At 71.2% G+C, this 11,880-nt stretch carries 9 protein-coding genes; 6 read left to right on the top strand and 3 right to left on the bottom strand.

Annotation, left to right across the window (positions count from 1 at the left end):
• Nucleotides 1-122: 122 nt before the first annotated feature.
• Entirely contained in the window at nucleotides 123-1,055 is a 933-nt protein-coding gene (locus tag ELQ94_RS02570) for a hypothetical protein (RefSeq protein WP_127046835.1), read from the top strand.
• Nucleotides 1,056-1,166: 111 nt separating this feature from the next.
• Here ELQ94_RS02570 and yczE read toward each other — a convergent pair whose 3' ends face one another.
• Nucleotides 1,167-1,826, bottom strand: coding sequence for a membrane protein YczE (gene yczE, locus ELQ94_RS02575; RefSeq protein ID WP_127046838.1), 660 nt, complete (start codon nucleotides 1,824-1,826; stop codon nucleotides 1,167-1,169).
• A 62-nt stretch (nucleotides 1,827-1,888) separates the two neighbouring features.
• Between yczE and yczR the strand changes: the two genes are divergently transcribed.
• The 5 genes from yczR to ELQ94_RS02605 all read left to right on the top strand — a co-directional run bounded on the left by yczR (nucleotide 1,889) and on the right by ELQ94_RS02605 (nucleotide 9,777).
• Nucleotides 1,889-3,319, top strand: coding sequence for a MocR-like transcription factor YczR (gene yczR / locus ELQ94_RS02580; RefSeq protein ID WP_127046840.1), 1,431 nt, complete (start codon nucleotides 1,889-1,891; stop codon nucleotides 3,317-3,319).
• Between the two features lie 187 nt (nucleotides 3,320-3,506).
• On the top strand, nucleotides 3,507-7,424 hold the full coding sequence (locus ELQ94_RS17505; protein WP_243696825.1) for an efflux RND transporter permease subunit: 3,918 nt from the start codon (nucleotides 3,507-3,509) through the stop codon (nucleotides 7,422-7,424).
• A 211-nt stretch (nucleotides 7,425-7,635) separates the two neighbouring features.
• Nucleotides 7,636-8,847 (top strand): glycosyltransferase, encoded by a 1,212-nt coding sequence (locus tag ELQ94_RS02595; protein ID WP_127046842.1) that lies wholly within the window; start codon nucleotides 7,636-7,638, stop codon nucleotides 8,845-8,847.
• Nucleotides 8,848-8,878: 31 nt separating this feature from the next.
• The gene (locus ELQ94_RS02600; RefSeq protein WP_127046844.1) at nucleotides 8,879-9,400 is read left to right on the top strand and encodes a fluoride efflux transporter FluC; all 522 of its coding nucleotides are present in this window, start codon (nucleotides 8,879-8,881) and stop codon (nucleotides 9,398-9,400) included.
• Nucleotides 9,397-9,777, top strand: coding sequence for a fluoride efflux transporter FluC (locus ELQ94_RS02605; protein ID WP_127046846.1), 381 nt, complete (start codon nucleotides 9,397-9,399; stop codon nucleotides 9,775-9,777). The genes ELQ94_RS02600 and ELQ94_RS02605 overlap by 4 nt, the downstream gene beginning before the upstream one ends.
• Before the next feature lie 88 nt (nucleotides 9,778-9,865).
• Here the strand turns inward: ELQ94_RS02605 and ELQ94_RS02610 are convergent, their stop codons facing one another.
• A complete protein-coding gene (locus ELQ94_RS02610) occupies nucleotides 9,866-11,227 on the bottom strand; it encodes an MFS transporter (protein WP_127046848.1) in 1,362 nt (453 codons plus the stop codon).
• Between the two features lie 26 nt (nucleotides 11,228-11,253).
• A complete protein-coding gene (locus tag ELQ94_RS02615; RefSeq protein ID WP_127046850.1) occupies nucleotides 11,254-11,859 on the bottom strand; it encodes an antibiotic biosynthesis monooxygenase in 606 nt (201 codons plus the stop codon).
• Between the last annotated feature and the right edge of the window lie 21 nt (nucleotides 11,860-11,880).

Genomic DNA, 11,880 nt, shown 5'->3' on the forward strand with positions numbered 1-11,880 from the left:
GGTCTCCTCGCGCGATCTCTCCACAGGCGACCCGTTCGGCGGGTTGTCCACGGATCGGCCCGCCCCTGACTCGACGCCTTCCCTCCAGTACGTACCGTTCGGAATCGACCGAGGAGGATGCGATGAACGCGTTAGGCGAGACGATCGATGGCGTCGGCCAAGACGGTGCCGACCGCGACGGTACCGACCAGGACGCTGCTGCGGGCCCGCCGGACCAGGGGAGAGGGGACGGCGGATCCGGTACCGCGACCGTGGCCGCCGACAGGAGGCCGGCCCTCTCGACCACCACGATCGTCCTGTCGATCGCGGCGGCGGTCGTCGTTCAGGTGACGGTGTGGACGGCCGGGATCGTCGTGGGACTCGCGTTCCTCGCGGGCGTCGCTGCACCGGGCGATGGTCACGCGGAGCACCCGACGGGTCCCGAGCACATTCCGTGGGGTGACGTCGTCCCCGAATCGCAGATGCCCGAGCAGGACGTCCCCGGGCCGGGCGGCGCGGATCTCGACGACGTGGACCGCGACGAAGCCGGCACCGACTGGAGTCTCGACGGGTTCGCCGACTTCGACGATGCGCGCCTGAAGCTCACGGGTGATCCGGGCGACGAATGGTCATCGACCCGCCTCCGGGGCCAGAGCGTCTGGGTCGACGCGCGGTGCCGCCTCACGGCCGACATCGTGGACGTGGTGGGGACGGGTGTCGAGAACATGACGGACGAGTCCGACGCGGAGGCCTCCGAGCAGGTGGCGCGATCACTCGCGGACGGCGCCCTCGGAGGAGTCGCGACACGGTCGGATCCGACGCCCGCGATCGTCCGACTCCCTCACTCGGAGGACGGCCGAGACGTCGACGGAGGAGCCGTCGAACTCACGAGCGTCGCTCTCGTTCCGGACGGATCCGACGTCGCATCGTCGTTCCTCGTGGTGTCGGTCAGAGCGTCGGCCGGCCAGGACCGCGCGATCGTCGTCGCCCTCGCGTGCATCGATACCGCACCCGATCGAGCGGACGCGATGACGCGCGATCTCGTCGGCCGTTTCCAACTCGAGTCGTTCTCGTGACCGGAACGGTTCTCCCCCGCTGGTCTCCCTCGAGGGCGGCAGCTCCACGCCCAGGGCGTCAGATGGAGCTGGCGCGCTCGCTCGGGAGTAGCCCTTTCGGTGAGGGAGGGGTCAGGGGGCGAGGGGGAGCGGAGTGGTCGGTGGGCGGGACTCGGACGCGTCGATCGACTCCTCGGCGGCTTGCACGGTGACGACGGGTGCACGGATGGCGAAGAAGGGGAGCGTCAGGTTGCAGAGGGGGCCGATGAGGAGCGCGAACGCGACCGTGCCGAGCCCCACGTTGCCGCCGAGGATCCAGCCCGTCGCGAGCACGGTGATCTCCACGGACGTGCGAGCGACCCAGATCGGGACGCCGAACCGCCGGTTGAGGCCCGTCATGAGCCCGTCGCGCGGACCCGGTCCCATGCGCGCTCCGATGTAGAGGCCGCTCGCCACGGCGAGCAGGACCAGTCCGGCGACGAACATGAGGATCTGCGCCCACAGCTCGGTCATGGGAGGCACGAGCCACAGTCCGAGTTCGATCGACGGTCCGATGATCAGGATGTTGAGGATCGTCCCGACGCCGGGGCGCTGGCGCAGTGGGATCCAGAGCAGCAGGACGAGGACCCCCACGATGTTCGTGAGCACCCCGATGCCGAGGCCGGTGTGGATCGACAGGCCCTGGGACAGGACCGTCCACGGGTCCACTCCCAGCACCGCGCGGATCATGAGTGCGTCGGCCACGCCGTAGAGGACGAGGCCGACGAGGAGCTGGGAGATCCGGCGAGGCATGATCAGTATCCAATTGCCTATTTGGCCTTGGAGCAAGAGGCCAATACAACTATGGTGGCCGCATGGTCGATGTCCACATCACGGCGCGCGCCCTCACATCCCTCCTCGGGGACTGGCGCGGGACCGACGCCGCCTACCGCAGCCTCTCCGATCGCGTGCGGCTCCTCATCCTCGACGGGCGCGTTCCGACGGACACCCGGCTTCCCGCCGAGCGCGATCTGGCCGAGCGGCTCGGCCTCAGCCGCACGACGGTGACGGCCGCGTATCGCGAGCTCCGCGAGAACGGCTACCTCGAGAGCCTGCGCGGATCGGGGAGCGTCGCCCGTCTTCCCGGGGCCGCCCCCGACGTAGCCCCCGTGCGCGAACACGGGGCGCTGGACTTCAGCAAAGCCTCGATGCCGGCGTCCGCTCTCGTCGCCGAGGCCTCCGTCGCAGCGGCGGCCCGGTTGCCCCGCTACCTGACCGAGTTCGACTACGACCCGGTAGGGCTCCCCGAGCTGCGGCGGGCTCTCGCCGAGCGGTACAGCGCGGCCGGGCTCCCGACCTCCCCGGACGAGATCATGGTGACCCTCGGCGCCCAGCACGCGATCGGCCTGCTCGCGCGCACCATGGTGTCCCGCGGCGATCGCGCTCTCCTCGAGATGCCGAGCTATCCCCACGCGCACGATGCGCTGCGGGCAGTGGGTGCCCGCCTCGTGCCCGTCACGGTGACGAGCGATCGGGGTTGGGACGACGCCGAGGTGACGCAGGCGTTCGAGCGGACCAACCCGGTCCTCGCGTACCTCATGCCCGATTTCCACAACCCGACGGGCGCGTCGATGACCCCCGCGACGCGAGCGACGGTACGCCGGGCCGCTGCGCGCACCGGCACGATCCTCGTGATCGACGAGACGACGGCCGATCTCTCGATCGATCGAGCCGCACCCCACCGCCCGTTCGCGGCGGACAACGCCGAAGGGGCGCGCATCATCACGATCGGCTCGCTCGGGAAGACCGTCTGGGGCGGGCTCCGGATCGGCTGGATCCGCGCCGACCGTGCCACGATCCGCAAGCTCGTCGTGGCCCGGTCCATCGGAGACCTCGGCACACCCATCCTCGAGCAGCTCGTGAGCGTCGAACTCCTCCCGCGGCTCGACGAGATCATCGACCTGCGCCGCTCCCAGCTGGCGGCGACGCGCTACCGCGTCGAGCAGCTCCTCGCCGAGAACTTCCCCCGCTGGGAGGTGCCGCGCGTACACGGAGGGCTCGCCCTGTGGGTCGGCATCGGAGCCCCCTTGAGTTCCCAGCTCGCCCTCGCCTCCAGGTCGCAGGGCCTCGTCGTCGCGGCCGGCCCGCGCTTCGGTATCGACGGGGCGTTCGAGCGGTTCCTCCGTATCCCGATCACGTACTCCATCCCGGAGACCGAGCGGGGGATCGAGGCGCTCCGGCGGGCCTGGGCATCGCTCGTGCGCGACCCGGCACCGGCGATGCCGGACCTCGCCTCGGTCGTCTAGCACGCCGTCCGACCGTCGCTCTCCGGCCCCGGCATCGTCGGCCGGAGGGGCCCGTCCCTGTGGGAGAATCGGAGGTGTGCGGCCCGAGCGCCGCGCACGCCGGCGCTCGTCGGTCGGCGGAGACGCACACACCGCTGTCGACCTCGGCGCCTGACCGCCGGTGCGACGGCCGTATCGAGGGACCTCCGTGCACATCCTTGCCGTCCTGAGCATGAAGAACCGTGCGCTCATCGCGCTCGTCACGATCGTCGTGGCGGTGTTCGGCGGGCTCGCTCTCACGAGCCTCAAGCAGGAGCTCGCGCCGAGCGTCGAGTTCCCGCAGCTCGCCGTCGTCACGAGCTACCCGGGGGCGTCGCCGGCGGTGGTGGAGGAGGACGTCTCGACACCGATCGAGACCGCGGTGCAGGGCATCGCCGGGGTGGAGTCGACGACCGCCACCTCGAGCACGAACCTGAGCCTCGTCTCGGTCACGTTCGCGTACGGCACGGACCTCGCGAGCGCCGAGCAGAAGGTGACCCTCGCGATCAACCGGCTCTCCTCGCAGCTGCCGGAGGACGTGGACCCGCAGACCCTCACGGGTGGTCTCGACGATCTTCCGGTGATCCAGATCGCCGCGACCGGCGGCGGATCCACCGACGAGCTGTCCGCCGCGATCAACAACTCGGTGCTCTCCGATATCCGCGAACTCGACGGCGTCCGCGACGCGACGCTCTCCGGCGAGACCGGCCAGCGGGTGACGATCGTGCCGGACCAGGCGGCGCTCGTCACGGCCGGGCTCGGTCAGACGGCCATCTCCGACGCACTCGATCAGAACGGCGTGCTCATCCCGGCCGGCGAGATCACCGAGGACGGCCGGACCTTCGCCGTGCAGGCCGGTTCGCGACTCGCGAGCGTCGACGACGTCGCGGGCCTCCCGCTCGTCGGTCAGACGACGGCGGGCGATCCCCTCACGATCGGCGACGTCGCGACCGTCGAGCTCACGGACGACCCCGTGACCTCGATCTCGCGCGTCGACGGCGAGGACGCCCTGACCATCGCGGTCACGAAGCTCCCTGACGCCAACACGGTCGACGTCTCGGAGGCGGTGAGCGCGATCATCCCCGACCTCGAGGAGTCCCTCGGATCCGACGCCACCCTCACGGTCGTCTTCGACCAGGCGCCGTACATCCAGCAGTCCATCGAGGCTCTCGCGACGGAGGGGCTCCTCGGGCTCTTCTTCGCCGTCATCGTCATCCTGGTCTTCCTGCTGTCGATCCGGGCGACCCTCGTCACGGCGATCTCGATCCCGACGTCCGTGCTCGTGACCTTCATCGGCATGCAGGCCGCCGGTTATACGCTCAACATCATCACGCTCGGTGCGCTCACGATCGCGATCGGGCGCGTCGTCGACGACTCCATCGTGGTCATCGAGAACATCAAGCGGCACCTGGCCCTCGTGGGCCGGGAGAGCGGTGCGGAGGGGCGCGTCGGCGCGATCCTCCGCGGCGTGCGCGAGGTGGCCGGTGCCGTCACCGCGTCGACGGTGACGTCCGTCGCGGTGTTCCTGCCCCTCGCCTTCGTCGGCGACATCTCGGGAGAGCTGTTCCGCCCGTTCGCCCTCACCGTGACGATCGCGCTCCTCGCCTCGCTGCTCGTTTCGCTCACGATCGTGCCGGTGCTCGCGTACTGGTTCCTGCGGGCGCCGAAGACCAAGGAGACGGCAGCGACAGACCGTGCCGCAGCCTCGGAGACCACGCCCGTCGCCGCGCCCGTGGTGGCCGCCGACCGCGGTGACGAGGCCGACCGCGGTGACGAGGCCGAGCGCGGTGACGAGGCCGAACCGGCCGGAACCGAGCCCCTCACCTCCGCACCTGCAACGGAGCCGGTCGCGTCGGAACAGGTCGAGGCGGACCGGGTCGGGACGGACGCGGTCGAGCCGGAGCCGATGGATGCTCGACCCGAGCCGGTCGACCCGGCCGAGCACGTCGACGCGGACACGGATGCGGCGGCGGAGGCGGAGTCCTTCCCCGACGAGGACGAGCCCGACGACATCGAGTCGACCGACGTGCCGAGCGCGCGCCCGTCCCGCCCGGCCGGGGTGGCCGCTGCCCCCGCGATCGTCGAGCCCGGGTGGATCGTCGACGCCCGTCGCCCGCCGGCGGAGCCCGAGCGGGCCCTCGAGCCCGAGTCGACCTCCGACCTCGATCCGATCTCCGAGCCCGATCCGACCTCCGAGCCCGATACCCTCGAGGACACGACCGACCCGACCGAGCTGACCGAGCCGGCCGAGCCGACCGCGGAAGCCCACGTCGAGCCCGAATCCATGCCGACGCCGGAGCCGACGCCGGAGCCGACGCCGGAGCCGGAGCCGGAGTCGACGCCGGAGCCGGAGACGAAGCCCGAGACGGCACCAGAGGCGGTACCTGAGGCGGCACCGGAGCCCGTGCGCGAGCCCGTCCTCGCCTCGACCGCGGTGCCGGCGGTGCCGACCGCCGCGACCGCACCGGCCCTCTCCCGCCGTGCCCGCCGCGACGGCGCGGCCGTGGACGACGACGTCGAGCACCCCACCCTGCTGCAGCGCGGCTACCTCCCGATGATCCGGTGGACGCTGCGGCACTCGGCGGTCACGCTCGTGCTCGCGCTCCTCGTGCTCGTGGGAACGGGCTTCGCCGTGCCGTTCATGAAGACCAACTTCCTCGGCAGCTCGGGGCAGAACACCTTCAGCATCACCCAGACCCTTCCCGTGGGGACGAGCCTCGAAGAACTCGACGCCGCATCGCAGGACGTCGAGCAGGCCCTCCTCGGCACCGACGGCGTCGAGACCGTCCAGCTGTCGATGGGGTCAGGCGGAAGCGGCATCCAGTCGCTCTTCGGAGGCGGCGGCGAAGGAACGATCAGCTACTCGATCACGACCGACGAGGACGCCGACCAGGACGCCCTGCAGGCGGACGTCCGGGACGAGCTGGCCGACATCGAGGGCGCCGGGGACATCAGCGTCCAGGTGTCGAGCGGGTTCGGAGGGTCGAGCGACATCGAGGTGGAGGTCACCGCACCGAACCAGGATGCACTGCTCACAGCGACCGACGAGATCGTCGCGGCCGTGCGCGACCTCGACGTCGTGTCCGAGGTCACCGACAACCTGTCCGAGTCGCGGCCCTACATCGAGGTCGCGGTCGACCGGGAGGCCGCCGCCGCGGCCGGATACTCCGAGGTCGCCCTCGGCGCCATCGTCTCGGGGGCCATGCAGCCCCAGACCGTGGGCAGCATCGTGATCGACGAGACGACCCTGTCGATCTACATCGCGAGCGAGGACCCGCCGACCACGCGCGACGAGCTCGCGGCGCTCGAGATCCCGACACCCACGGGCATCGTCGCTCTGGACAGCCTCGCGACCATCGAGCAGGTCGACGGCCCCGCGTCGATCACGACCGTCTCGGGACTGCGCTCCGCCACGGTGAGCGTCACCCCCTCGAGCGACGACGTCGGCACGGCGAGCGGACTCGTCCAAGAGGCGATCGATGGTTCCGACCTCACGGGCGGGGCGTCCGCCGGCCTCGGTGGCGTGGCCACCGACCAGTCGAGCGCCTTCGAGCAGCTCGGGCTCGCCCTCCTCGCGGCCATCCTGATCGTGTACATCGTGATGGTGGCGACGTTCCGTTCGCTGCGTCAGCCGCTCCTCCTGCTCGTCTCGGTGCCGTTCGCGGCCACCGGCGCGATCGGTCTCCAGGTGCTCACGGACGTGCCGCTCGGAGTCCCCTCGCTCATCGGTGTGCTCATGCTCATCGGGATCGTCGTGACGAATGCGATCGTGCTCGTGGACCTCGTGAACCAGTACCGGCGTCGGGGGATGACGGTGCCCGAGGCGGTGGAACACGGCTCGGTCCGCCGACTGCGCCCGATCCTCATGACGGCGCTCGCGACGATCTTCGCGCTCGCCCCGATGGCCCTCGGCATCACGGGCCACGGCGGGTTCATCTCACAGCCCCTCGCGATCGTCGTGATCGGAGGCCTCGTGTCCTCGACGGTCCTGACGCTCATCGTGCTCCCGAGCCTCTACAACCTCGTCGAGGGCGCGAAGGACCGGCGGCACGCCCGCCGGGCGGCGAAGGCGGCACGCACCGCCTGAGCGGGCCACCGCGCAGGACACCGACGGCGGCGCCGGCACTCGACCACTCGAGTGCCGGCGCCGTCGTTCGGATGGTGCGCACCGCGCGCGATCGGGAGCGGGGTCTGTTCACGTTCTGCACATCTTCCGTCCATCGACAGGCCCGGGATTGCATCGGAGCATGGGGGGAACTCGGCAGCGACGCCGCACCCATGACCCGAGAGGTGTCCCGATGTCCCGTCCCGTCCGCGTTCTCTCGCTCTACGAAGGCTTCTTCGCCGGCGGCGCGCGCATCCTGCATTCCGACCTCGTGTCCGGGCTGCACTCCTCCGCCGGGCAGGAGCACGCCGTGCTCTCGATCGCCTCGGCGGCCGGGCGCGAGTCCACGGTGCAGCAGATGGAGGACGATCCGCGGTACCGCCGCCTGCGGGCGGCGGGGGTCGGCATCACCGCGCTCGGTCGCACCGCGGGAGTGCACCCGCCCGAGCGGACGTCGTTCACGGACGAGGAGCTGCTCCGCGCCGCCGACGCGGTCGCCGCAGCGGACGTGGTGCTGTCGCTCAAGGAGCAGCCGGTCGGTCTCCTCCTCGCGCTCCGGGATCGCGGGCTGATTCCCGACGTCCCTGTCGCGGTGTGCCTGCACCGATCGGATCCATTGCACTCGGGACCAGCGCTCGGCTGGCTCGTCGAGGCCACGGCGACGGGGCTCGTGACCGCGACGGTGTCGTGCGCCGAGTCGACGAGCGAGGCCTACGCGCGAGCGGGGGTGACGGCGGACAGCCGCTTCGTGATCGCGAACGGCATCGACACCGACCGTTTCCGTCCAGGGGACACCGCCGGGGATCGGGCGACCCGCGACCGACTCGGTATCTCGGACGGCGCCCCCGTCGTCGTCTTCGCGGCGCGCTTCGACGCGATGAAGGACCCGGGGCTCTTCCTCCGGTCCGCGGCCGCCCACGCGCGGACCGACCCCGACACCCACTACGTGCTGTGCGGCGCAGGGATGACGTGGGACAACGCGGCGTTCGCGGCGCTCGCCCACGAGTCGGGCGTCGCGCCGTCGTCGCGCGTGCACCCCCTCGGGATCGTCGAGGACATGCCGTCCGTCTACCGGATCGCCGACATCGTCGCGCTCACGAGTGCGTTCGGGGAGGCGTCCCCGCTCTGCCTCGTCGAGGGGGCGGCGTGCGGGGCGACGCCCGTCACGACCGACGTCGGTGACGCGGCCCGGCGCGTCGAGGGAATCGGGGTCGTGACGTCCCACGACGCCTCCGAGATCGCCGCGGCGTGGACGGACGTCCTCGCAGGTCGCGGGGGACTGCGGGAGGCGGCCCTCGCCTCACGCCCGCGGTTCGGTCGCGACCGGATGATCGAGGAATACCGGTCGGCCGTCGAGGACCTCGTCGCTGCTCGTGCCGCCGAGGACGTCGCGCTCGCGGGGTAGCCGCGCGTTAGCCTTGATCGGGAGGCAACGCGTGACCAGGACACCCGATTCGGACGACCCGCTCGAGGATCTTCCGCTCGACAGCGACAGCGACAGCGACAGCCCATCCGCTGCGCCGCCGAGCGCTCGGCCTCGACTCGACGGCCGCTCCGTGCTCCTCGTCTTCGCCGGCGGCGTCGTCGGTACGGGGATCCGCGAAGGATTCGCCCTCGCCTTCCCAGCGGCATCGGGTGGATTCCCGACGACCATCTTCGTCATCAACGTCCTCGGGGCCTTCGTTCTGGGCGCACTCCTCGAGGTCCTGGCGCGGAGCGGCCCGGACGACGGGGGTCGGCGATCGATGCGCCTCCTCCTCGGGACGGGGCTTCTCGGAGGGTTCACCACATACAGTGCCTTCGCGGTCGACACCGCGGTGCTTCTCGGCGACGCCCTCCCGGTGGCCCTCCTGTACGCGGGAGCGACGCTCGTCGTCGGGCTCGTGTCGGCGTTCGTCGGGATCGTCGCCGCCGGTGCCGCCCACACCCGGTCACGCGAGCGGTCGGCCCGCCCATGATCTCCCTCTGGCTGTTCGCGGCGATCTGCGTCGCCGGCGGACTCGGGGCCGCCCTCCGATTCACGGTCGACGCGGTGATCACCGCGCGTGTGACCGTCCCGTTCCCGATCGCGACGACCGTCATCAACGTCACGGGCTCGTTCGTCCTCGGCGTCCTCACGGGCGCCGCGGCATCGGCCGGCCTCCCCTCCGAGTGGTTGCTCATCGGCGGGGGCGGCCTCATGGGCGGCTACACGACGTTCAGTACCGCGAGCGTCGAGACCGTGCGGCTCGTGCAACGGAGGCGCTACCTCGCCGCCGCGGCCAACGGAACCGGCATGGTGGTTCTCGCCGTCGGAGCCGCGGCCCTCGGCGTCCTCCTCGGCGCGGCCCTCTGACCCCTCCCAACCGCCGTGAGGTGTCGCCGTCCGTTGCCTCGCAGGCCGATCAGAGAACAGAATGCGACACCTCACGGGGCTTTGAAGGTCAGGGAGCGTCGTCCCCGGCGCCGTCGATGTCCGCTCGACGGAGGGGGTAGCGCCGCAGGGTCGCGAGGCTCGCAGCGACGAGGGTCGCCGGCACGATGCTGAATGCCACGACGATGCCCGCGACGGCGCTCGCCGACTGATCGACGGAGGTGCCGCCCGTCGACTCGACGTAGCCGGTGAGCGCGAGCACCACGGTGAACAGGATGGCGCCGAAACCCAGGCCGGTCGTCTCGCCGGCGCTCCACAGGCCGCCGATGACTCCGGCGTGGCCCGAGCCGTGACGGCGGGCGTCGTCGGAGATGACGTCCGGCAGCATCGCGAGAGGAAACGCCTGCATGCCCGCGAAGGAGGCGCCCGCCAGGGCGATGGGGGCGTAGACCCAGGGCCCGGGGGCCCACAGCAGCCCGAGGAGCAGGAGGGTGGCGACCGTGAAGCCGATGCTCGCGAGCACGAACCCCCTCTCCTTGCCGATTCGCCTCGCGAGCACGCCCCACGCGGGGGCGAGCAGCACTGCGGGCGCGATGAGAGCGACGAAGAGGGGGGTGACGGCGAGTTCCGAGCGCAGCACCCAGGTGGCGACGAACTGAGCGCCCGCGAGCATCAGGCCGGCGGCGAGGCACTGCAGCATGTAGGTCGAGAGGAGGGCGCGGAATGCTCGGCTGCGGCGCAGCGCGTCGACCCCGCCCGAGTAGTTCTGCGCGAGCGACGCCGTCGCACGCACGCTCGCGCGAGGGATGTCCGTGGGTGCGACGCGCGAGGCCACGAGCATTCCCGCCCCGATGACGACTCCCGCCACGGCGCCCATGAGGAGATAGCCGGTCCCGTCGTCTCCCGGGACGGCTCGGAGGGCCGGACCGCCCGCCCCGAAGAGCAGGAGGGCCACGGTGAGCACGACGACGCGCCAGGTGAGCAGTCGGGTGCGCTCGTCGTACCGCTTCACGAGTTCGGCGGGGAGGGCGACGTACGGCACCTGGAAGAGACTGAACGCCGTCGCCGAGAGCAGGAATGCGACGAGCACCCACAGGCCGCTCGCGACCGGACCGAGCGACGCCGGGGCGGCGAACGTGAGGGCGAACAGCGCGGGGATCGTGAGGGCGCCCCAGACCATGTACCGGCGGCGGGACCCCGTGCGGGCGAGGCTCTGGTCGCTCCGCGCGCCGATGACGGGGTCGATCAGCACATCCCAGACCTTCGCGACCGTGACGATCGCGCCCGCGGCGAGTGCGGCGACCCCGAGGGTGTCGGTGAGGAAGTAGACGAGGACGAGCCCGGGGAGCGTGGCGAAACCACCGGTCGCGAGCGAGCCCACGGCGTAGGCCGCGACGGTGCGCCTCTCGAGCGACCGCGACAGCGCATCCATAGCCCGAGCCTAGTCCGGGGCTGTCGTCAGGGTCTCTGCAGCCAGGGGCGGATGAGGCGCGTCACCGCCGGGAGGACCCAGAAGGTCATGATCGGCGTGAGTACGAGCGTCGTGATCAGGACTCGCCAGAGCACGGCGACGTCCTCCCAACCGGGGAGGAACGCCACGAGCAGGCTGAAGACGAGATTCACGGGGAAGAAGCCGAGCCAGATGCTCACGGCCTGCTTCCACCGCGGGGGGACGGCCACGGTCCCGATGCTCCCGGTCGGCGGCGAGGCCGTCGATCCCGTCTCCGGGGCGCCGACGTCGACCGATCGACCCACCGGCTGATCGAACCATCCCTCGATGCCCGTCCGGCGCTCGACCCGGGATTCCGTCGCGAAGTCGCGCCCCGTGCCGAGCCACCACTGCCGTTCGGGGGAGTGTTCCCAGGTGGTCAGGGTCTGCTCGTCCGAGAAGCGATAGAGCATGTGCCAGGTCCACGAATCATCACCCGCCCGCACCCAGCCGGATCCGAGAAAACCCGGATGCTTGTTCGCGAGCTGGATGCCCGCCTGTACCCATGCGGTGGCCTCGGTGATGCGTGCGGGATCCACCGCTCGCTCGATCGAGACCGTGATCGGTTGTGCCATGCCCTCCAGCATCGACCACGG

It is taken from the genome of Labedella endophytica (assembly GCF_003990045.1).
GTDB lineage: Bacteria > Actinomycetota > Actinomycetes > Actinomycetales > Microbacteriaceae > Labedella > Labedella endophytica.